This window comes from Bacteroidetes bacterium GWF2_43_63 (genome assembly GCA_001769275.1).
GTDB lineage: Bacteria > Bacteroidota > Bacteroidia > Bacteroidales > DTU049 > GWF2-43-63.
Window position 1 is genome coordinate 13,082 of record MEOQ01000030.1, and the last position, 21,766, is coordinate 34,847.

At 42.7% G+C, this 21,766-nt stretch carries 19 protein-coding genes and 1 tRNA gene; 10 read left to right on the forward strand and 10 right to left on the reverse strand.

Annotated features, from left to right (window positions below; translation table 11 throughout):
* Positions 1–518 precede the first annotated feature (518 nt).
* Together A2W93_16070 and A2W93_16075 are read left to right on the forward strand one after the other, a co-directional pair.
* Positions 519–2,354, forward strand: a complete 1,836-nt coding sequence (locus A2W93_16070) for an aldehyde ferredoxin oxidoreductase (GenBank protein OFY54293.1) — start codon at positions 519–521, stop codon at positions 2,352–2,354.
* 1,004 nt (positions 2,355–3,358) lie between these two features.
* Positions 3,359–3,850, forward strand: a complete 492-nt coding sequence (locus tag A2W93_16075; GenBank protein OFY54243.1) for a hypothetical protein — start codon at positions 3,359–3,361, stop codon at positions 3,848–3,850.
* 19 nt (positions 3,851–3,869) lie between these two features.
* Here A2W93_16075 and A2W93_16080 read toward each other — a convergent pair whose 3' ends face one another.
* Positions 3,870–4,292 (reverse strand): nucleoside-diphosphate kinase, encoded by a 423-nt coding sequence (locus tag A2W93_16080; GenBank protein ID OFY54244.1) that lies wholly within the window; start codon positions 4,290–4,292, stop codon positions 3,870–3,872.
* 74 nt (positions 4,293–4,366) lie between these two features.
* Here A2W93_16080 and A2W93_16085 point away from each other — a divergent pair, with 74 nt between their 5' ends.
* From A2W93_16085 to A2W93_16100, 4 genes are all read left to right on the forward strand, one after another.
* Complete coding sequence (locus A2W93_16085; GenBank protein ID OFY54294.1) at positions 4,367–5,362, forward strand: hypothetical protein; 996 nt, start codon at positions 4,367–4,369, stop codon at positions 5,360–5,362.
* Complete coding sequence (locus A2W93_16090; GenBank protein OFY54245.1) at positions 5,359–5,898, forward strand: hypothetical protein; 540 nt, start codon at positions 5,359–5,361, stop codon at positions 5,896–5,898. Before A2W93_16085 ends, A2W93_16090 begins: the two co-directional genes overlap by 4 nt.
* Positions 5,888–6,778, forward strand: coding sequence for a hypothetical protein (locus A2W93_16095; protein ID OFY54246.1), 891 nt, complete (start codon positions 5,888–5,890; stop codon positions 6,776–6,778). Before A2W93_16090 ends, A2W93_16095 begins: the two co-directional genes overlap by 11 nt.
* A gap of 155 nt (positions 6,779–6,933) precedes the next feature.
* Positions 6,934–7,521, forward strand: coding sequence for a hypothetical protein (locus A2W93_16100; protein ID OFY54247.1), 588 nt, complete (start codon positions 6,934–6,936; stop codon positions 7,519–7,521).
* A gap of 61 nt (positions 7,522–7,582) precedes the next feature.
* Here the strand turns inward: A2W93_16100 and A2W93_16105 are convergent, their stop codons facing one another.
* Positions 7,583–8,047: a hypothetical protein gene (locus tag A2W93_16105; GenBank protein ID OFY54248.1), complete on the reverse strand. Its 465-nt coding sequence runs from the start codon at positions 8,045–8,047 to the stop codon at positions 7,583–7,585.
* Between the two features lie 70 nt (positions 8,048–8,117).
* On the opposite strand from A2W93_16105, the gene A2W93_16110 reads away from it, so the two are divergent.
* Genes A2W93_16110 through A2W93_16120 form a run of 3 tightly spaced genes read left to right on the forward strand, consistent with a single transcriptional unit; the run spans position 8,118 to position 12,152 of the window.
* Entirely contained in the window at positions 8,118–9,269 is a 1,152-nt protein-coding gene (locus A2W93_16110; protein ID OFY54249.1) for a hypothetical protein, read from the forward strand.
* A 20-nt stretch (positions 9,270–9,289) separates the two neighbouring features.
* The gene (locus A2W93_16115) at positions 9,290–10,924 is read left to right on the forward strand and encodes a hypothetical protein (protein OFY54250.1); all 1,635 of its coding nucleotides are present in this window, start codon (positions 9,290–9,292) and stop codon (positions 10,922–10,924) included.
* Positions 10,914–12,152 carry a hypothetical protein gene (locus A2W93_16120; GenBank protein OFY54251.1) on the forward strand — a complete coding sequence of 413 codons (1,239 nt, stop codon included), beginning with the start codon at positions 10,914–10,916 and terminating at the stop codon, positions 12,150–12,152. Before A2W93_16115 ends, A2W93_16120 begins: the two co-directional genes overlap by 11 nt.
* Here A2W93_16120 and A2W93_16125 read toward each other — a convergent pair whose 3' ends face one another.
* Complete coding sequence (locus A2W93_16125) at positions 12,153–12,581, reverse strand: hypothetical protein (protein ID OFY54252.1); 429 nt, start codon at positions 12,579–12,581, stop codon at positions 12,153–12,155.
* Between the two features lie 62 nt (positions 12,582–12,643).
* The gene (locus A2W93_16130) at positions 12,644–13,726 is read right to left on the reverse strand and encodes a hypothetical protein (protein ID OFY54253.1); all 1,083 of its coding nucleotides are present in this window, start codon (positions 13,724–13,726) and stop codon (positions 12,644–12,646) included.
* Between the two features lie 174 nt (positions 13,727–13,900).
* Here A2W93_16130 and A2W93_16135 point away from each other — a divergent pair.
* A tRNA-Gly gene (locus A2W93_16135) sits at positions 13,901–13,975 on the forward strand.
* Positions 13,976–14,327: 352 nt separating this feature from the next.
* On the opposite strand, the gene A2W93_16140 is transcribed toward A2W93_16135, so the two are convergent.
* The 6 genes from A2W93_16140 to A2W93_16165 all read right to left on the reverse strand — a co-directional run bounded on the left by A2W93_16140 (position 14,328) and on the right by A2W93_16165 (position 21,637).
* Positions 14,328–15,383, reverse strand: coding sequence for a hypothetical protein (locus A2W93_16140; protein ID OFY54254.1), 1,056 nt, complete (start codon positions 15,381–15,383; stop codon positions 14,328–14,330).
* 109 nt (positions 15,384–15,492) lie between these two features.
* On the reverse strand, positions 15,493–16,410 hold the full coding sequence (locus A2W93_16145) for a ribonuclease Z (protein ID OFY54255.1): 918 nt from the start codon (positions 16,408–16,410) through the stop codon (positions 15,493–15,495).
* Positions 16,411–17,148 carry a hypothetical protein gene (locus tag A2W93_16150; GenBank protein ID OFY54256.1) on the reverse strand — a complete coding sequence of 246 codons (738 nt, stop codon included), beginning with the start codon at positions 17,146–17,148 and terminating at the stop codon, positions 16,411–16,413.
* Between the two features lie 452 nt (positions 17,149–17,600).
* Positions 17,601–19,412 (reverse strand): 30S ribosomal protein S1, encoded by a 1,812-nt coding sequence (locus A2W93_16155; protein ID OFY54295.1) that lies wholly within the window; start codon positions 19,410–19,412, stop codon positions 17,601–17,603.
* A 289-nt stretch (positions 19,413–19,701) separates the two neighbouring features.
* Entirely contained in the window at positions 19,702–20,403 is a 702-nt protein-coding gene (locus A2W93_16160; protein OFY54257.1) for a hypothetical protein, read from the reverse strand.
* 199 nt (positions 20,404–20,602) lie between these two features.
* Positions 20,603–21,637 (reverse strand): hypothetical protein, encoded by a 1,035-nt coding sequence (locus tag A2W93_16165; GenBank protein OFY54258.1) that lies wholly within the window; start codon positions 21,635–21,637, stop codon positions 20,603–20,605.
* Positions 21,638–21,766: the final 129 nt, after the last annotated feature.

The following is a 21,766-nucleotide window of genomic DNA, read 5'->3' on the forward strand; positions in this document are numbered from 1 at the left end:
CAAAGCTAAAAATAAAACGGATCAGTCATTCATTTTTGTTCGGCTGAATCAGGGCCAACGCATTAAACTAAACAATTGTCATCAGAGTCGACTGGCGTTCTAACCAGTTCGAAACTACCGGCACGCAAAATTTGCTCCTGAGCCTGCGTGATCCAGGGTATTAAAACGAACCATCCTATCAAAACACAGCGGATCATCGGCTCATTTTTCATGAAAGATAACAACGATTTATGGTTGTATTTATAAAATCAGTTTCCAGATTAAATAAAAAACTGACACAGGATGTAAAACAGTTCGTTATGCATCAAATAACATATCAAAACCCTTGACAGAGCCTGATTTTTCACTATCTTTGCTCTCTTTTGCAAAAAATATTTCACATGGAAGAAAATACAGAATTGAACAATGGCAACATTGAAGAAACAAAACAGGAAAACCCTGTTGACGAAAAAAAAGTAGATGTGCAATCGCTTGTTGGCTCAAACATAAAAGCATTATTGGTTGATGTGGGCACTTCGATGTATCGCACCATCCGATATCCGGTTGGACAGTTTTTTGGGCCGGTTGACCTTGGGCTGCATCATTCGACCAAATATAATTCGATGAACATCGGGACCGGCTTGCTGGCAGGCTCAATTTTTCCTGGTTCAAACCGATTGATTTTTACGGGCTTCAGTCCTTGCTGGACCGGATTTTATATTTCAAGTATGGGTGGTGCCGGATTGGTTTTCGATAACCTCGGAATCGATTTACTCAGTATTACTGGCCGAGCTGCATCACCGTCGGTACTTATTCTCAATCGTATTCACGGAGAAGAAATTCAGTTGCGAGTTGAACCGCTCGAAATTCACGATATCTGGCGTTCAGGCAGGCAAGGAGTGTATTCACTTATGGATTATGTGAACGAAAATTTCCGCGACGAATACAGTGATGCCTACCGCATTCTGGCAACCGGTCCGGCCGCCGAAACAACAGATTTTGCAGGAGTTGTGAGTGTGCCTGTTCGTAAGCGCGAGCTAACGTTTGTCGATACCTGGGCCGGGCGGGGCGGATTTGGCTCGAAAATGTTTCAGGATTATAATATTGTTGCAATCATGTACGGAGGTACTTATATTGATAAGGACTTCCGCGATCGCAGCGTAGCGGATAAATGGTTTCAGGACCGATACAATAAAAAGCTGGCTGCCAAAGATCTGGAAGCCACGACCAAGTATCGCTTTGATCCGAAATTCGAGACCGGTGGTACTTTTGGAGTGAATTTCGCCACCATGAGCGGAAATATAATGGCATTCAATTACGATTCAATGTTCTGGTCCGAAGCTGACCGTAAGAAAGTGCACAAAGAATTTATTCTCGATCATTATCTCAAGCAATTCAACGACGAAACCATCAAACAAAAGCAGAACTGGACCTGCGGTGAGCCCTGTGTGGCCGTTTGCAAGAAGATGAACGCTGAGTTTAAAAAAGATTACGAGCCATATCAGACTATGGGTCCGCAGTGCGGTATATTCGATCAGCGAGCTGCAGAGCTTCTGAATCACCATGCCGATATGCTTGGATTTGATGCAATCTCGGTTGGCGGCGTGGTTTCGTGGCTAATGGAATTGCTTGCCCGAGGATTGCTCACCAAAGAAGATCTGCAGGTAACCCGCTACCCGATCTGGCACCGCGAGCGCTTCGATGTGGTAAAGGATTCGATGCATAATGCCCGACTTGGCGTTGAAATTTTAGATACCATTGTTCAAAAACGCGGTATCGTTGACTTCCAGCTTGGACCACGCCGTTGGGGCCGCAAACTGGCTCGTGAACGCGGCCGCGAAATTCTTGACAGTTTCCTCTACCTGGCTTTTGGACGTCGTGGCTGGATGGTGCCAAATCAATATTGGGTTCCCGGCGTATTGTCGCCCATGCCTATTGTTGGCAAATACTATATGTATTACGGAAGCGATTTTATGCATCCGCGCGAGCTTGGGCATACCGATACTACACGCTTTCAGAAAGAGCTGATCATGGACAATCTTGGGCTATGCCGCTTTCACCGCAATTGGGCCGAAGATTTCATGCCCGATATTATTGGTCAATTGTATGGCGAGGAGATCAAGGATAAATTTCTTGAAAGTCTGAAAAGCATAGCATACAACATCAACAGCCGTAACAACAGTACCTTGTGGGAATCGTGGCGCAATGTAGAATTGCTCGAAACTTATCTGAAACGCAAAAACGAAGAAGAAGGCAACAACGATCCCGATCTGATTGGCTGGATTGACTATTTCAAACGCGACCGACGCACAGCAGCCATCGATTATTGGTACGAAGTGCATAAGGGTATTTGCGAGTCGATGAATGAGTTCTAGATTAGTCGACAGGCGAGAGGCGTAAGTCGTTAGGCGTAATTAGGGAGTTGCCAGTGGTGCAAACATGCGCTAAATGCGCGCAGCACATGAAATGTAAAATGCTCTGGCGTCAGGAGACGTACGCCCATCGTGTTGCAGTTTGCGTCAGCGTAAAACAGCTTGCCACGTTTTACGTGGTTGTAAGCGAGAGACGCGCGCTCAGGTTGAGAGGACGAGATCAAGGTTCAGGAGCCTATGGCAAAAAAAAGCTGCGGAGCACAAATAGCACCTAAGGCGCAGCAGATATTAGCCCAGGGACATCGTCCCGGGTACACAAAAATGTGAGCAGCATCTATAAAATAAAAGAGCATTAGAATTTTAAGAGCAGGTTAAAATTCCGGATAGTGTAGGATTTCAATAAAATCCATATTTGATGCGGGTTTCGAATGATTTTTTATTGGAAATAAGTCGCTGAGAATTTAATAAAAACAGTTTTCAGCCCACATGGCAGCAAATTTAAGATTTCTGGAAGGGTAGAGCATCGTGTCGAAAATTCACGAATGTTTAAGCGGGGCAATAGATGAATATATTCCGGACCAACTGATAAGGTCCATGAAAAATCACTGTATGGTAAGTAAGAAATGTGCTCGAATGTTACATATGTCACCACGCTTTTCTTTACAAATTAAGGTTACATATGTAATTACAATTGTAATTATTAGTTGATATTTGTATACATTGGGTATAAGTATAAATGATAACAATAATTATGTTTATATAGCGGATTAACAATACTATAAGTGTAATCATATAATCCATATATTCAAGTTAAGTAGTATCATTTGATAGTATTAATGAATATAACCAGTCGAATATGTTAGGCTGTGTAAAACAATGCCTTAGCAATAGTATCACTATTGTCACATCACATATGGATTGTTTACAAATGTAATTACAATTGTAATTTAGCACAATTGCTATTTGTAACATTAAATAGTTTAATTTTGTAAACAAACCCAACGGTCATGATTGAAAGAATTCAGCTACTAATGAAAATCCATCAGATGTCGGCAGCCGACCTGGCCGATAAGCTTGGCACAGAGCGTTCAGGAATCTCTCATTTTCTGTCAGGCAGAAATAAACCAAGTCTTGCCTTTGTAACTAAGCTTCTGGAAAAGTTTCCTGATGTGAGTCCCGATTGGCTGGTAATGGGAAGCGGGCCAATGATGCGTGGTGATCAAAACGCGTTGCCGATGGTAGATGAGAAAAATATGAATTCATCCCCTGTGAAGGAGAAAGTAGGCCAGATGACTATAGATCAAGCAAATACAAAACACCCAGCCGTTAACGACGAGGAACCAGCCCCCTATAATACAATCACAACTAAGACTGAAAGGCCTGCAAAGCTGGAAAGCAAAAGCAATCTTGCTCCGCTGCCCGTCTCAAACAGTGGAGAAATAGAAAGAATAGTCATTTTTTACAATGACCATTCTTTCAGTGAGTATAAAATGAGATAACTACCTGATTAAAGACCTCTTAGTCGAAAAGCTCTTCAGGCTTAAACATCAGATTCGTTTCGCGTTCGGCATTTTCGTCACTGTCTGAACCGTGAATAGCGTTCATGGTGATGTTGGTGCCGAATTTACCACGAATGGTATCCGGAGCTGCGGCTTTTGGGTCAGTTGCTCCAACGAGTTTGCGGAAATCATCAACAGCATTTGGAGCTGTAATGCTGGCAACCACAATGGGGCCTGAAGACATAAAATCGATCAGTCCTTCGAAAAATTCCTGTTTTTTATGCACGGCATAGAATTCCTCAGCCTGCTTACGGGTTAACTGAATCATTTTCATTCCACGGATACGAAAACCACCGGCATTGATGGTGTGAACTATCGCGCCGATGTGACCGTTGGCTACTGCCTTGGGTTTAATGATTGCAAGTGTAATTGATCCTGCCATAGTTTGAACAGTTTAGTGAAACAATTGATGCAATTTATTAAATTTGCACTTTGAAACGTCAAAATTACTATTTTTTGAACACACCCGACAAAAATCATATCTGCAAGTTTATTTGCACTGATCCTCAGAATGTTGTTGTAGTCTCACATACAAGCCCCGATGGCGATGCCATTGGATCTGCGTTGGCCATGCAGAAAACAATGACGGCCTACGGACATAATGCTGTAGTGATAATTCCCGATACTTATCCTGACTATTATAGCTGGCTGCCTGGCATTGCCGATATTGTGGTGGCCGAAAACGAGTTTGAAAAAGCTGCTGAGCTCATTGCTAATGCAAGCCTTCAGGTGATTGTCGATATGAATGCATTCAAAAGAGGACAAATTATTGAGAAGGCGCTGGAACAGGCCGATGCAAAACGCATTCTGATTGATCATCACATTCTTACCAACAATATTTTTGATGCGGTTTATTCAACTCCCGACGTTTCTTCGACTTCTGAGCTGGTGTATGATGTGATTGAAAGTCTTAATCCGGAGCTGATCACCAAAGATGTGGCTGAATGTATTTACACGGGCATTGTGACTGATACTGCCAACTTTTTCCATGGCAATATGTCGCCCCGGACATTTGAAATTACTGCCAATCTCATGCGCAAGGGGATCGATATTGTGAAAATCAATCAGGTGCTCTATCACACTTTTTCTGAAAACAGGATTCGCCTGCTTGGATACAGCATCAGTGAGCGTTTGCGATTGTTGCCCGAATTCAATGCGACTTATATTTTTCTTACTAAGGAAGATCTGGTCCGATTCAATTATTCGGAAGGCGATAGCGAAGATATCGTGAATTATGGTCTTGCCATTAAAGGTATGCACATCAGCGCATTTTTTATAGAAAAAGCGGATTTTATTAAACTCAGCCTGCGTTCGGAGGGCGATATTAATGTGAACGCGATGGCATCGAAATATTTTAATGGTGGTGGTCATAAAAATGCTTCTGGCGCTCATTTCTATGGTTCTTTGCAGGATGCAATATCATTGTTCGAAAAAGCGTTAAGGGAATTATGATCAGAATTATATTTTACATTCTTTGCGGTTCATTCCTGCTGACTTCTTGTGGTAGCAAAAATACTGAAGAACAGCAAATTACCAATCCGGAACGCTACAGTAAGGATTTAGAAAAAGCCAATAATCTTTACACACAAAGTGAAGAAGTGCAGATCGATGATTATATTGCCCGCAATCAGTGGGAGATGACCAAAACGGGCAGTGGACTGCGTTCGATGATTTACAAAGCCGGGCAGGGCAGGAAGGTGGCCGATAAAACCATTGTGCGCTATCATTATAAAGTAAATCTGATAAATGGAACTTTGTGTGATGAATCGGCCAAAAGCGGTCCGAAAGAGATATGGATTGGTCATGCCGATGTTGTAAGTGGGCTCGAAGAAGGTCTTTTGTTGCTTCGCGAAGGCGATAAAGCCAAATTCATAATTCCTTCGCATCTGGCTTATGGCTGGATTGGTGATTCCAAAACGATTCCGTCGCGTGCTGTGCTGATCTATGATGTGGAAATTTTGCAGGTGCGCGATTACAATGCCGAATAATATGAAAAATGTACTTTTTTTAATACTGGTCGCTCTGTCGGCCATTTCTTGTTCTAATTCCGATTATCCGGGTTATGATTTGTCGGACAATGGTTTGAATTATAAAATCGTTGATGACCAGGAGGGCACACCGGTTGCTGTGGGCGATTTTATCAATGTCCGGATTCAGTATAAAACGATGAACGACAGCGTGTTTTTCGATAGCGAACAGGAAATTGTGCCTGTCTGGATTCCGGTGAATAGTGTTGCTTTTCGTGGCGACATTATGGAAGGGCTGGCAATGTTGTCGGTGGGCGACAGTGCCTCTTTCATTCTCAGAGCCGATACTTTTTTCCGCATGACAATTGGTGCACAGCAATTTCCAGCTTTTTTGGAAAATGATTCGATGATGTACGTCAATCTTAGAGTGCTGGAAGTTAAGACTCAGAGCGAATTTGCTCAGGAAAGACAGATTCTGGAAGAGGAAGTGGAAATGCAGTTTAAAGAGTTGAAAGAAAAAGAAGAACTCGATCTTAAATATTACCTGAAGCTCAATAATATTACGCAGACGCCTACAGGCTCAGGGTTGATTTTTATCCCGAAGAAAAACGGTTCAGGAGCTAAGCTTGTGGCCGGACAGACGATAAAATGTCATTACACAGGGACCTTGATCGATGGGCAGATTTTCGATTCATCCATCGGGAAAAATCCACTGGAAGTTGTTGTGGGTTCGCCCGATTTGATTGATGGGTTTAACGAAGCACTCACCATGATGTCGGTTGGAGGTCAGGCAACTGCCATCATGCCCAGTAAAATTGGTTTTGGTCGTTCCGAAATCGATTCTCCGATTCCGCCCTATGCCACTGTGATATTCGACATTACCGTTGTTGGAGCAGAGTAATTGCGTTGAAATAAATTTTCTGATTTTGATAAAATGAGATCTGGAATTAGTTTTCAGACCGGTTTCTATTGGTTGGCATTAAGGAAAATATAAAAATTTTACGGATGCATGATCAGCCATAAATTATCTGTTATATTTGCACAAAACAAACCACCATGAAGAAAAAATTATTTTATGCTCTATTTTTAGGATTTCTGGCTGTTACGGGCCTTTCTTTCAATTCATGCAGCGGAAACGCGTCAGATGATGGCAAAAATTCCGAAGCGACGACTGATACCGAAGCTGAGGAAGAAGAAATGTTTGTCAGCAAAGACGGCCAATTCAAAGCTTTTTTTCCCGGTGAACCGCAAAAAGATGCTCAAATGGTTGCTACCGAAGCCGGCGACATTGAAATGATTTCGTTTGTTTATGAAAAAAGCGCCACTGAAGCCAGCATGATTGCCTACAGCGATTATCCCAGCTCACTCATTGACGGTCAGGAACCAATGACTATTCTTGGAAATGCCCGTGATGGATCGCTGGAAGGAAATTTTGTTGAATCAAACGATGAAATGAAAGTGAATGGCTGGCCTGCAATCCGCACCAAAGCCATTGACAAGACCCAGAATCTGTATTATGTTCTTGAAGTGATTCTTGCCAAAAACCGTCTGTATCAGTTGCTGATGGTTCGCGACGGCAGCTATCCCACCGATGATGCCGTTGAGAAATTCATGGATACATTTGAAATCACCATGAAGAAGTAATTTTATTAAAGGGCACAAAAAAAACCGCAAAATGATCTTTTGCGGTTTTTTTTATGGATAGTTATTCACCACCAATTCTGAATCCCTGCTTGTAGCCCGTTACATAAACCTCAAAGTAAGGATTTGCATCTGACAAAGGTTTCAGATCGAAAATGAGATGATGTTTCACCTGTTTTTTGCCTTCTGTAGCTGCCACTCCGGGTATTATATTGAGGTAAGCTTTGGGTGGGTATGATTTGAGCCAGGCACCGTTGAAAACCATCGAAAATGCAACGTCAGTCTTTTCACCGGTATAAGTAATCAGGGTGTGAAGCATCAGATTTTCAATCCACACTGTGTCGATGGTAAAGGGCATTGTTTCAGCCGCCATTTTTTCGTCAGGATTTGTTTTGAGAACCTGTACCTGCTTTACTTCCTGCGTTTTTTCGATCATTTTATTGCATTTACATGAATACAATCCTGAAGTCAGAGCAAGCAGGATAAATAAATTACTGTTGATTTTCATAGCTGAGTTTTTTTTGTGCATAACAAAATTAATACCTTTTCGTTAAAAAACCAGAAACGACATTTTACTACCTTTGTATTAAATAAACGATTTGAAACCCCATATTGTCTTTCTTGCGGCCTGGTATCCCGATGAGCACGATCCGATGTTTGGATTGTTTGTTCACAAACATGCTGTACTATTAACGAAAGATTTCAATGTTTCCGTGTTGCATGTGACCAATTATTCCTGGGATGGCAATGGATTGTTTTTGAGTGAAAAAGATGGGGTGTCTATTATCCGGCTGAATATCAGCACTCAAAACCGGCTATTGCGATGGATTTACTTTTTCGTAGCGGGTTTAAAAGCATATCGTTACATCTGTAAAAAAGAAGGACGTCCAGTGCTGAATCATGTTCATGTGCTAACCCGCATGGGCGTGTTGGCAGCTTGGATCAAATGCAGGCGCGGAATTCCCTTTGTGATAACCGAACACTGGTCGAGGTATTGTCCTGAAAACAGTTCATTTAACGGCGTATTCCGCAAGGCTTTCACCCGATGCGTTACCCGCAAAGCGGCTGCTATATCCACTGTAAGTCTTTATCTGGCCAGGCATATGCACACTGCCGGACTTCGAAACAGTAAGCCATACTCAATACTACGCAATGTAGTTGATGAAAGCGTTTTTAAACTGAAAAACAGTTCGCCAGACAAGCAAATTAAGTCATTCATTAATGTCAGTTGTTTCGAGAATAAATCAAAAAACATCCGGGGAATGTTGGATGCGATAAAAGAACTGATATTGAAACGAACTGATTTTCAACTGATTTTAGTTGGCACCGGCATCGATTTCGATGAAATGGTTCAATACAGCGAGCAGATTGGAATTTCGGAATTCGTCAGGTTCACCGGCTTGCTTGCTGAAGCCGAAGTAGCTGATTTGCTTGTCACTATGGATTTTTATGTCCAAAGCAGTTTCTATGAAACCTCGTCGGTGGTAATAGCCGAAGCACTGACCTGCGGTTTACCCGTAGTTTCAACAGCAGTAGCTGCTGTCCCTGAAATAGTTAACAGCAGTAATGGCTATCTGGTCAATTCAACAAAATCCACCGAACTGGCAGCAGCCATCGATCTGATGCTTGATTCACACAAAGACTTTGACAGCCAGCAAATCAGGCAAAACGCGCTGAATCTGTTTTCGAAACCAGCCGTGTTGAAACAATTCAATGAATTCTACACAGACACATTAATCAGAAAATCATGAATAAAATCAGATTTGCTGTAATGATTAATGGGCAGGTTCTACGTCAGTGGCAGGTAGAAAGTATTGAGAAAATTCTGACGGAAACAAACAGTGAATTAGTTACTTACATTTCCAATCCCACGAATGGGCCGGCATCAACCTCTAATTTATTTCAGAAATTATTCAGGAAGAACGCGTTGTACACATTTTTGCTCAACCGTACTTTTCGGGTTCCACAGGACAAACAAGCAACGGTTTCATCACAAATACCTGTCATTGAATGTATTCCGCAACAAAAAGGCAAGTATTCTGAATACTTTTCGACAGAAGATGTGACCAAAATCGAAGGCCTGCAACTCGATTTCATTCTGCGATTTGGTTATAATATTTTAAGAGGCAGCATTTTAAACGCTGCGAAATATGGAATCTGGTCCTTTCACCATGGCGATGAGCGGGCATTCAGAGGCGGACCTCCCGGATTTTGGGAAATTGCAAAAAAGGCGCCCTCGACTGGGGTAATTCTACAGAAACTTACAAACAGATTAGATTCCGGAAATATCTTATTAAGAAGAGATTACATTACTGTATCTCATTCATTTAGTGAGATGCGACAACGATTACTTGCCGAGAATACCGATATGCCTATGCTGGCTATCAGGAAGTACATTCTCAATGGGCAAGAAATGCCGGAAGAGTCTGATTCTCAAGCGAAAATATATCAATTCCCCAACAATTTCCGCACACTGTCTTTCCTTTTTCAACTGGGCTGCAACCGAATTTCATTCTATTTCAACCGATGGTTTCAATTTGAAGATTGGCGAGTCGTTTTTGGGAATCACAAAATTCACAAAGAAGCTGATATTAAGGAGCTTGCAAGCAGTATTTACAATTGTAAACACTTGATTCCGGAGCAAAAATCACATTTCTACGCTGATCCATTCCTTGTTAAATCGGGAGACAATTACACAGTTTTATTTGAAGACTATTCCTACAAGGATGGAACTGGCTGTTTATCAGCATGGAATAATCAAACTGGGCTGCAGCCGGTTATGCAAAAACCCACTCATGTTTCATACCCTTATGTGTTTAATTATCAGTATTCAACATGGATAATTCCTGAAGAATCTGAGACGGATGAATGCAGGGCTTATGAATGGCTGGATAATAAGTGGTCGGGTAATAGCTTTGTTCTTCTTAATCAGCCAGTTGTTGATCCTTCAATGATTGAATGGGAGGGAAAGTATTATTTGTTTTGCGGATTGAAGGATGATTTGCCCAATGAAAAGCTGTATGTGTTTTATTCTGAGTCATTTGAAGGTCCTTATTTGCCTCATTTTCTCAATCCGGTGAAAGTATCGGCACAGGGTGCGCGGCCTGGTGGAAGTTTTTTTTCGATGGAGGAAAAGACATTCCGGCCAGCTCAGGTTTACAAAAATTATTATGGACATAATGTTTTAATAAACAAATTGATACAACTATCATCTCATGTCTTTGATGAAGTGGAATTTGTTTCGTTTTCTGCTGAAAAATTCGATAAAAATGCAGTAGGTTTACACACATTGTCGATTGCTGATAATTTTGTTGCTTTTGATATTAAGACTCATCGGGTTGGATTCAGGGCCTTTCGCATGAGATTGAACGAAATCAGGGAAAGAAAGGCAAAATATGATCACTAATATGCTGCGCACTTTGGCTGTTCGTGTTTTGACTGCGCTAATCAGTCTTGGAATTGTTGTTGTTTCAAGTCAAATGCTTGGTGTTGAAGTGGTTGGAGAAATTAGTCTCGTAATTATTTCTATAACTATCATCAATTTGGTGGGTGGCTTTGCCGGTGGCGCTGCCTTGGTTTATCTGATTCCCCGAAACGCGGGGGCAAGGTTGTTACCTGTTTCGCAGTTTTGGGCGCTGAGCTCAGGATTGTTTACAACAGCAATTTTGTTTTTCATAGGTGCGTTTCCGGCCGAAATGGTTTGGCATGTGCTTATTCTAGGCACCGTGGGTTCGCTTATTCAAAATTATCTGTCGGTTTTGCTTGCCAATCAGCGCATTAAAGCGCACAATTTTCTTTCTTTGATTCAAGCTGTGCTGATGATCGGGAGTTTGCTGGTTTTTACGTTTCTATTTAAAGTTACGGATATAAGTGCATACGTCTTTGCCTTGTATGCTTCTTACTTGCCGGTGCTGATTGTTTCTTTTATTCTTGTCAGGAATGAAAAGCAGATCGGGCAGGGTAGTTCTAAAGCGGCTTTGAAGGTACTTTTTGGTTATGGAAGTCTTGTTCAGGTAAGTTCTATCCTGGCGCTGCTGACCTACCGACTGACTTATTACTATACCGAAGCGTGGCTGGGACTGGCTGCACTCGGATTACTATCGGTAGCTGCGCAAATCAGCGAAGCAGTCTGGATATTGCCAAAGAGCATTGCGCTGGTGCAGTTCAGCAAAATATCGAACCTGAAAAATGACAATGACTCCGCCCATCTGACGTTTTTTCTGGGAACCGTAACTTCCGTTCTGACGTTGGTGGCACTTGCAATTCTGGTGCTTTTACCCGATCAGGTTTATACTTTAATTTTCGGAAGCGATTTCAAGGGCATCAATGCCGTGGTACAAATATTTGCTCCGGGTATTTTAGCTATGTCTCTCAATATAATTCTCAGTCATTATTTCAGTGGCACCGGGCGAATCATATTTAATTTGAGTGGCTCGGCCATTGGCCTTGTTACAGTTGCGCTGGCTGGCTGGTTTTTCATCCGGCAGGGCAATGTGAGCGATGCGGCAATGGTTTCTACCATAGGCTATGCCGCCAATTTCCTTTTCGCGTGGCTGTGTTTTTTCTGGATTACACGCCGCAAAGAGCTTTCACTCAGAAAAGGATTCCTGGTTTTTCGTGAAACGCCTAAATAATCAGGGCTGCTGACCAATTAATAATTCTTTCGATTTTTTCTTGAAGCCAACTTCATCGAAAGTCACGAAGTCGATGATCACGTTTTCGCCTTTCACTTTTTCAAGAAGTAAAATGACCGGGAAAAATGAGCCATTCAACGGGCGGGTGAAAGAAACACCGGATCTAAAGTTCTGTATTTGCTCACCATTTTTCAAACTTTCAACAATAACAACTTCTCCACAGGGAATCCCTTTCAGAGTGCCCCCTTCATAGAGGCCCTCGCACAAAAACAACTGAATCGTGAGCTGACCAGTAGTGCGTGAATGAATGTTGGTGACTTTGTCAGTAGCTACTACAGCCGTATTTGAATCGAGGTTGATTCTGTAACTGGTTTGGCCTTCGAATCGGGCGCTTTGTGATTTTGTTACCAGCGGAAAACTGATTAACAATAGAATGAAAAGAATTTTAAGAAGTTTCATGAGGGGGAATCAATTAACTATTTGTTTGTGAATTATTTGTCGATGTTAATGAGCCGATATTTTTTATTGCCCATGCCCATTTTCGCAGCATATTCAATCTGATGCTTTCCGCTCACTGAGTTGGCTTTCAGAAAGGCGTCATCGCATTTATGGGCTTTATCGACCAGATCGTGCGCAGCGGTTTCAATAGCTACAATATCAGTCGAAATCAGTATACCGATGTCGGATACAAAAGGCTTTTTGGGATTACCTGAGCAATCGCAACTGGGCGAAACATTCATGATCACATTGAAATACAGTGAATTTTTCATTTCGCAAACAGGTTTGGCATATTCAACCAACCCTTCCAGAAAACGCTGGGTTTTGTCGGCTGCTTCAGGATTGCTGATAGCATCGAAATGGCACGAAGAGATGCATTTACCGCATCCAATGCATTTTTCCTTATCAATGGTCAAAGGATTCAGTGTAATTGCGCCTGAAGGACAATCGGCCACACAAACACCACAACGCGTACACTTTGAATTGTCGGTTTTCGGAAAATTGTTGAAATGCATCAGCTTTTTCCCTTCAATGGTGGCCATACCCATCGAAACGTTTTTGATACATCCACCGAAACCCGCACTGCCATGACCTTTGAAATGAGTGAAATAGATGATGGTTTCGTAGTTTTCGATGTTTTTTCCAATGCGGGCCGAATCGAACCAGGTGCTTCCCTCGATAGGCAGCATCAGGGTTCCGCCATCATCGAGAATATCGATGGGCGCAAAAGTAAAGCCGTGATCTTTGGCCAGTTCTTTATGAGTTGTCGTTTCATGCCGGCGACCTTTATAAGCCACATTGGTTTCAATCAGCGTTGCATTCAGTTCTTTGCAAAGCGGCTCTACCAGCGTTGCCGGCAAGTAATAGGCATTGCCATCCTCCCCGAAATGTACTTTAATGCCAACATTGCCACGGACGCTGTCTTTAAAATACGTAAAGAGTTTCATGACGCCTTCGGGTGAAATATCTTCTGTAAAATAAACATCGGAGCGTTTATCGTCGTTTTGAGATGATACTTGGTTGCTAAATATTGTCAATAAAACAAGCAGCGGCAGCAGGAAGAATTTGATATTCATGAATGCAGTTAAATTATTTAGGTACAAAAATACACGAAACACCTTAAAAAACAAATCAAAATCTGTTACTGAAATAAAAAATGTAAGTATTTTTGCCTTTGCAGAATTACGGGGTAGAATTTGTTAGTCGAATTGTTAGTCAAATAGCATCTCCGTTTTCTGAAACCCGCATCTGCGGCAGTAGCTCAGTGGTAGAGCATCAGCTTCCCAAGCTGAGGGTCGTGGGTTCGAGCCCCATTTGCCGCTCAAACAAAACCATTTCCGAAAGGAAATGGTTTTTTGCTCTCAGGCTAGCCCGGAACGAAGTTACGAAGGCAGGACTGAGAGTAAAAAACTCAGCGCACAGAGTGCGATGGTTTTGTCTGAAAGCCCCCCGTCGGGTCCGCGGTATCGGGAGCGCCAGCGGACGATGCCGCAATCCCATTTGCCGCTTGTAATCACTATCACGGATTACAAATCCGCGTTAGTGAAAGGTTCAATAGTCCGGGCAAATGCAAAAAACTCAGCGCACAGAGTGCGATGGTTTTGTCTGAAAGCCCCCCCCGTCGGGTCCGCGGTATCGGGAGCGCCAGCGGACGATGCCGCAATCCCATTTGCCGCATTACCGCACCAGTTTAATAACTGCTTGCTGATCAGCCATCTGAATGCTGGCATAATAAACTCCTGCAGATACATTACCTAAAAGCTGGCCAACAGGTACCTGTAATGTTCCTGCTTCGGCACTTTCTTCATAAGTACTGATAATAGTACCGGTAGCATCAAATATGCAAATGTTTACCTCTCCGGCTTCCTGCATATTCAGAGTCAGAACCGAATTCTGCTGCATCGGGTTGGGGTAGACGTTTGTATTGTTACTGGACGTTTCAAAGCCTGTTGCCAAATTATAACTTCGCAAACTCGGAGACTCAAGTAAAATTCCGGAATCGTATATTTCGTCGCCGGCATCTGCTATAGCCAACTTCAGATGATAGCTTGCCATGGGAACAACCTGAATAGTAACAGTAATGGTAGTGGTATAACCATCATATACAAATCCGGTACCGCCAAGTATTTCATTATTAATATAATAACCCGAGTTTAATGAATCATTTACATTGTTGATTGACACAGGCATGGTTGTTCCCGGAACCAAAGCTACATTCATATTATCGTAATAATTACCCGCAGTGTCAGGGCCGCTGATGAAGAATCCAAAAACATCGTTAAAAGAAGAGTTAACCCATTCGAGATATTCTTCAGATGCAAAAACAAATTCAAATTGAAGCACAGATCCCACTGGCACCAGATCGAACTCGAGGACACTGGCATCGTAGGTTGAATAGCCCGGAATCAGCAAATCGAGCAAACTATCGCCAGGCTGTGAATTTGTGGTAGATGCAAAATTGCTTACTGGTGAACCGATTGCTGGAGACCCGGTTAACGACCCGGTTGTCAGAATAATGCCATGGTCAATATTCAGATTAGACGTAATTCCATTGGAAAAGGATCCGCTGGCCATTGAATCGCCGGTGTATTGAACGTTTGAAACCGAAACACCGGTCATGATGAAACTGTCTACCAAAGCAACAAAATTTGAACTCAGGCTAGTAACAATCTGACCATGGCCAACTGACGAAATCAGCACAAAAGCTGTAAAACAAAGTATTATTTTTTTCATGATGAGGTTGGTTAAATTGCCGATCTATTAATATTGAAACGCGTTTAAATTCGTCTAAAAACATTCAAAGATAAACGAAATTGTAAATTATTTGTTACCTTAAACTGATTTAATTTGACAAATTAATGATCAGCCCATCTTCAGCAGCCACCGTTTCAGGAAATATTTTCCTTGCTTCTTCCAACAGCAACTCCGGGGTGCGATAGCGCGACGAAAAATGCCCGATCAGCAGTTTCTTCACTCCGGCTTCGACGGCTATGGTTGCGGCATCGACCGAGGTGGCGTGCATTTTTTCGGCTGCTGAATTCTGCAGTGATTTATCATAGGTAGTTTCGTGATACAGCAAGTCGGCTCCTTGAATAAACGGAATCATGCTGCGATCGAATACGGTGTCCGAAACATAGGCAAAAGAGCGGGGCAGGGCAGGCTGCATAACAATTTCGTCGCGAGGAACTTCTTTGCCGCTGGCATCAAAAAATGGCTCGCTCCGAAGAATTGCATGAATTTGATCGTAATCGGGACTATATTTTTCAATAAAATCCTTTTTGATCTTTTCCTGACGCGGCTTTTCGGTTATGCGGAAACCAGAGGCTGGAATGCGGTGTTTGAGCGGAAAAACTTTGACAGAAAAATCATCGAAATCAATATTTTCCCCTGGTTTCATATCATCGATATCATGAAAATGAATAGGATACTTGGGAACGAAGCCCGCCATACCAAAATTGTAGTCGAGCAGCTCTTTCAGCTTGTGATGACCAACAATATGAAGCTCTTTCTTACGTCCAAGCAGATGAAAGGTGTTGAGCAATCCGGGCAATCCGAGGTAATGATCGCCATGCAGGTGCGAAATCAAAATGAGTTCGATACGGTTGAAATTGATTCCGAAGCGACGCAGATTGATCTGTGTGCCTTCGCCGCAGTCGATTAAAACAAAACGCTCATGCACATTGAGTACCTGAGCGCTTGTAAATCTACCCGGCAACGGGGCTCCGGATCCGGACCCTATGACGGTGAGACTAAATGACATTTATCGGTTGATAATTAGCTTACGGGCAACTGATTGAGCTCCCTTGGTTACAGAATAAAAGTATACACCTTCTGGCAGCGAAGCGACATTCAATGCAATGGTATTTTCACCGGCATTCACTTTGTGACTGGTGGATGAAACATTGCGACCAATCATATCCGTAATGTTTACAGCCACAACCGAAGTTTCATTATTGGTAACCACGATGTTAGCAACATCAGCGGCAGGATTGGGATACAGATCGGTAACGCCGAATGAATAATAGTCATTTTCGCCAAAACCAACAGTTCCAATCACGAGTTTGTAACCATTGACATCTTGAGGAACCTGGAACGGCATTGTCATTGCCGTTAAATGAATCATGCCTTTCACAACAAGAGGGTAGGTACCGACTTGTCCGGCAGTTGCTGTACCAGTAATTGCAACACAACCAGAATCGCCCCCATGAAAAAATGCTGAAACAGTATTGGCTGCCCATGTGAAACCAGCAGGGAGTCCCTGAATATCAGTAACTCCAACAGAATCAATATCCGCAGCGTAAGTCATGTACACGGTATCAGTAGGAATAACCGCTGTAATTACACCCGAGTAGGCAACTCCTACAGGAACAGGAGGCAGGTTGGTAACGGTATCCGGATAAAACCCAGGCGAAGTGTATGAATTGTTAGGAATGCATGGTTGAGCATTAACAGCAGCAACCAGAGATAAACCAGCAATCAGGGTGAAAATTCTTTTCATAGGATTTTTGTTTAGTGCAAATATAACAACTTTTTATATCAGATTATAAAATTAAGGAAGAAGTTGCAACCGAAAGATAAATTTTTCAGGTATGAATATCCCAAGTTTTTGGGAGAGACTATTGTGATTATGACAGTGATACACCCCGAAGGCTATCAGGGCCGCGCCATGGAGGTGTGATTATGCCGTAAAGACACGAAGGCGTCATGATATCCCGGCACAACTGAGTTTATAAAGTAGAAAGTTATCAAGTTTTTAAAGGCACTTCAAAGAATGTTTTGATTCATAATTCAAAACATCTGGAATCACTTCAAAAATCTAAAATTACTACCCTGAGCTTGTCGAAGGGCACCAATCTGATATCTTATATCGTCTGGTGTCTTTGTGCCCTTGTGGCCAGCCATAAAAAAAAAGCCCGCATTTCTGCAGGCTCTTATAATAATGGAAGAAAACTATTCTTCTCCTTCGCTGCCGTCTTCGGGAGTAGCTTTAGGAGCTTTTTTAGTTCCTTTCAGGTTGGCAAAGATATCGAGATCGCCAAGGGTTTCCTTATCAGCGTTCGGTTTTGCTTTCGAGAAAGAATCGTCCTGTCTTTTTTCAGGAGCTTCGCGTTTTCTGTCTTCTTTCACTTCCTGGAAGATTTTGCTGTGTGAAACAACGATTTTACGTGATTCCTTTGAGAATTCTATCACTTTGAAATCGAGTACTTCGTCCATTTCAGCTTTGCTGCCATCTTCTTTCTGCAAGTGACGGTTAGGAGCGTATCCTTCAACACCATAAGGCAGAGAAACTACAGCACCTTTGTCATTCTTCTCAATGATGGTTCCTTTATGAATGGAATCGATCGAGAAAATGGTTTCGAACACATCCCATGGATTTTCTTCCAGCTGTTTGTGACCGAGACTCAGGCGGCGGTTTTCAACATCAACATCGAGCACAACCACTTCGATTTCTTCACCGATTTTGGTGAATTCGGCCGGGTGCTTGATTTTCTTTGACCATGAGAGGTCGCTGATGTGAATAAGTCCGTCAACACCTTCTTCGAGTTCAACGAAGACACCAAAGTTGGTGAAATTGCGGACAGTTGCTTTATGACGTGAATTGATCGGGTAACGATCTTTAATATCTACCCATGGATCGGGTATAAGTTGTTTGATGCCGAGAGACATTTTGCGCTCTTCGCGGTCGAGACTGAGAATGATGGCTTCAACTTCGTCACCGACTTTCAGGAAATCCTGAGCCGAACGGAGATGTTGTGACCATGACATTTCAGAAACGTGGATGAGACCTTCAACGCCGGTAGCAATTTCTACAAATGCACCATAGTCAGCCAGAACAACAACACGACCTTTCACCTTGTCACCAACTTTGAGTTCGGTGTCGAGTGAATCCCAAGGATGGGCGGTGAGCTGTTTCAGACCAAGAGCGATACGTTTTTTGCTTTCGTCGAAATCGAGAATAACCACATTGAGTTTCTGGTCAAGTTCAACAATTTCTTCCGGGCGATTGATACGTCCCCAGCTAAGATCGGTAATGTGGATAAGACCATCAACACCACCCAGGTCGATAAATACGCCATAGGATGTGATGTTTTTGACTGTACCTTCGAGTACCTGACCTTTTTCGAGCTTGGCAATGATTTCTGCCTTCTGGGCTTCGAGTTCGTCTTCGATAAGCGCTTTGTGAGAAACAACAACGTTTTTGAATTCATTGTTGACTTTCACAATTTTGAAATCCATGATTTTACCGACAAAAACGTCGTAATCGCGGATTGGTTTCACATCGATCTGTGAACCCGGGAGGAATGCCTCAATGCCGAATACGTCGACAATAAGACCACCCTTGGTGCGGCATTTAACCTCACCTTTGATGACTTCGCCGGTTTCATACAGCACGTTGATGCGATCCCATGCCTTGAGCAGGCGCGCTTTTTTGTGCGACAGGATAAGCTGTCCAGTGCCATCTTCCTGACTTTCAACATAAACTTCAATAACATCACCGATTTTCAGATCGGGATTGTAACGAAGTTCGTTGGCGGCGATAACACCGTCGGATTTGAAGCCGATGTTTACGAAAATTTCGCGATCGGTTTTGGCAATGACGGTACCATCAATCACTTCTTTTTCTGTAATCTGGCTCAGGGTTTTTACGTAGAGACCTTCCAGTTTTTCACGCTCTGCAGCTGAATAAATCTGGTCTTTCTTTCCGATCGCATCCCAATTGAATTCTTCAACTACTGCGGTTGTTGCAGCCGGTGTTTCCAGAGCTGGCTGCTGCTCCTCTAGGTTAGTGTTTTCTGTTTTGTTAAGTTCGTCACTCATTAATTTTTCTCCTTTCCTTGTCTGGTTCTCAGACAATAGGGTGTTTTTGTAAATGGGCTGCAAAAGTAGAAATATTTTCTTATTTCGCCAAATAAATAATGAAGAATCAATCAATTAGTTTTTGTTTTCAGCTTGTCAGCATACAATACATGGCGCGGATTTGCAATCCGTGACAGTGAGCGAGGCCGCTTCATGCCGCTTACCGCATGCCTCATGCCCTATGCCGCAAGCCTCATGCCTTATGCATCTCCATGTACTTCTTCATCAATCCTTCCGGGTCGCTGACAGTTTTCAGAATCCATTGGGCGACAAGCAATTTTCGTTCGCTTTCATCAATAAAACGATTGATATTCAACGATATGGACTTATCGACAATTTTTTGCATGAATAAGGCGGCCGAAACCGAAATATTGAAGCTTTCTGTAAAACCATACATGGGCAAAGCAACGGTGAAATCTGCGCCCTGCAAGGCTTTTTCAGATAATCCTTCTTTTTCGGTGCCGAAAATAAGCGCCAGCGGCCGACTAACGTCAATTTCATCAACAAGAACCGGATTTCCGTGCGGAGTGGTGGCTGCAATGGCATACCCCTGCCGGCGCAGTTCTGCATAGCATTCATCAACTGCATTATCACCACTGAAGTTATTGATATTGAGCCACTTTTCGGCACCCAACGCAATCTCTTCATTAGGTTGAAATTTATACACATTTTCAATGGCAAAAACATTCTGAATTCCAAAACAATCACAAGTTCGCAGAACTGCGCTTGCATTGTGTCCCTGAAACAAATTTTCGAGTGCAACCGCAAAATGCCGCGTGCGTTTCGAGGCAACGTCGTTAATCCGCTCCAGTCGCTTTTCAGTGATAAAATCTGATAAAAATGTAGTCAGATTGTCAATATCAAGGTCTTTCAGATTGGGTTTAAATGCCTTCATATGCTGCGAGGAATTCTGAGGTTGAGGTTAAGGTCAAGGTTAAGTAGCTTTAAGCTGTGAGAATAAAGTTGAGTCGGAATTGTGCTAATGTACTTATTTGCTGCTGATTTGAAAATTTGAAAGTGTGATAATTTGAAAATTTGTAACGCCTGTAACGTGTAACGCTTGTAACGTTTGTAACGCGTAACGATTGTAACGTCTATTTCTGCGATGCAAGTGCGTGAATACAAAGCTGATAGAGCAGGCGACAGCCGACCGTTTCGTCCCACTGATTCTGATGATCAGGTCCAACTTCAACCAAATCGAAGCCAACAATCTGACGTCCGCTCTGAACCAGTTTTTTCAATACATACGCAGCCTGTTCAAACGTAAGTCCTTCGGGCACAGGTGTTCCGGTATGCGGGCACAGCGATGGCTTCAATGCGTCAATATCGAATGAAATATACACCTGCTGCGGTAAAGCCGCCACAATTTCTTCGGTGATTGTTTTCCAGGTTTCGCCTTCAAACATTCGATGGACCATGGCTGTATTGTAAAAAGTCTCAATTTTTTCCGAAGCTGCAGCAAAATTGGCTTCGTCGGTGCAGAGATCTCGCACAGCTACCTGAACCAGTTTTCCAACTTCGGGCACATTTTCAATCACGTTGCGCATGACCGAAGCATGTGAAAACTGAAAATCAAGATAATGCTTGCGCAGATCGGCATGGGCATCAAATTGAAGCACGCCTAAGCCAGGATATTTTTTTGCTGTTTCAGCAATAGCACTGAAGCTCACACTATGCTCGCCACCCAACACAGCCGGAATTTTATCGAAGGCCAGACATTTATTTACTTTGGCTGAAACATAGGAATTCATCTGAATACAAGCATTGTTTACTTCTTCCTGGGCTCTTTTAAGTCGCTCTGGAAGAGGCTCGTCGCTGTTTTCGCGATGGTCGATTATGGTTTTCGACTTGCGTCGTTCGAATGAATTCAGATCCATGATCCAATCCTCGAAAGGCGCATAAAAAATACCTTTCTGCCACTCATCTGGAACCATTGTATCAAACAGATCGATCTGATACGATGCTTCAAGAATGGCTTCAGGTGCGTATGCTGTGCCTTCCCGGTACGATGTTGTCACGTCCCAGGGAACAGGTATTATCAGAATTTTCGCATTCTTTTCATCTTTTGGCAATCCGAAAATTCCATTGTTTTTACTGAAATTCTCGTCAGGGTTGAATTGAAAGAGCATGTTTTAAATAGTTTGATGCAAAAATACAATTTAATGTGCTAATGTGGAAAATGTGGAAATGTGCGGCTCACGTAAAACGTGACTCGTTCGCCGATGTGCGCTTCGCAAATGTGGGAATATGATTGACAT

Excerpts from the sequence above, each read along its gene's own strand:
- A2W93_16130 (OFY54253.1), bottom strand. The coding sequence starts at position 13,726 with ATGAATATCAAATTCTTCCTGCTGCCGCTGCTTGTTTTATTGACAATA.
- A2W93_16145 (OFY54255.1), bottom strand. The coding sequence starts at position 16,410 with ATGTCATTTAGTCTCACCGTCATAGGGTCCGGATCCGGAGCCCCGTTG.
- A2W93_16090 (OFY54245.1), top strand. The coding sequence starts at position 5,359 with ATGATCAGAATTATATTTTACATTCTTTGCGGTTCATTCCTGCTGACT.
- A2W93_16100 (OFY54247.1), top strand. The coding sequence starts at position 6,934 with ATGAAGAAAAAATTATTTTATGCTCTATTTTTAGGATTTCTGGCTGTT.
- A2W93_16095 (OFY54246.1), top strand. The coding sequence starts at position 5,888 with ATGCCGAATAATATGAAAAATGTACTTTTTTTAATACTGGTCGCTCTG.
- A2W93_16070 (OFY54293.1), top strand. The coding sequence starts at position 519 with ATGTATCGCACCATCCGATATCCGGTTGGACAGTTTTTTGGGCCGGTT.
- A2W93_16120 (OFY54251.1), top strand. The coding sequence starts at position 10,914 with ATGATCACTAATATGCTGCGCACTTTGGCTGTTCGTGTTTTGACTGCG.
- A2W93_16165 (OFY54258.1), bottom strand. The coding sequence starts at position 21,637 with ATGCTCTTTCAATTCAACCCTGACGAGAATTTCAGTAAAAACAATGGA.
- A2W93_16115 (OFY54250.1), top strand. The coding sequence starts at position 9,290 with ATGATTAATGGGCAGGTTCTACGTCAGTGGCAGGTAGAAAGTATTGAG.
- A2W93_16075 (OFY54243.1), top strand. The coding sequence starts at position 3,359 with ATGATTGAAAGAATTCAGCTACTAATGAAAATCCATCAGATGTCGGCA.
- A2W93_16150 (OFY54256.1), bottom strand. The coding sequence starts at position 17,148 with ATGAAAAGAATTTTCACCCTGATTGCTGGTTTATCTCTGGTTGCTGCT.
- A2W93_16105 (OFY54248.1), bottom strand. The coding sequence starts at position 8,047 with ATGCACAAAAAAAACTCAGCTATGAAAATCAACAGTAATTTATTTATC.
- A2W93_16080 (OFY54244.1), bottom strand. The coding sequence starts at position 4,292 with ATGGCAGGATCAATTACACTTGCAATCATTAAACCCAAGGCAGTAGCC.
- A2W93_16140 (OFY54254.1), bottom strand. The coding sequence starts at position 15,383 with ATGAAAAAAATAATACTTTGTTTTACAGCTTTTGTGCTGATTTCGTCA.
- A2W93_16160 (OFY54257.1), bottom strand. The coding sequence starts at position 20,403 with ATGAAGGCATTTAAACCCAATCTGAAAGACCTTGATATTGACAATCTG.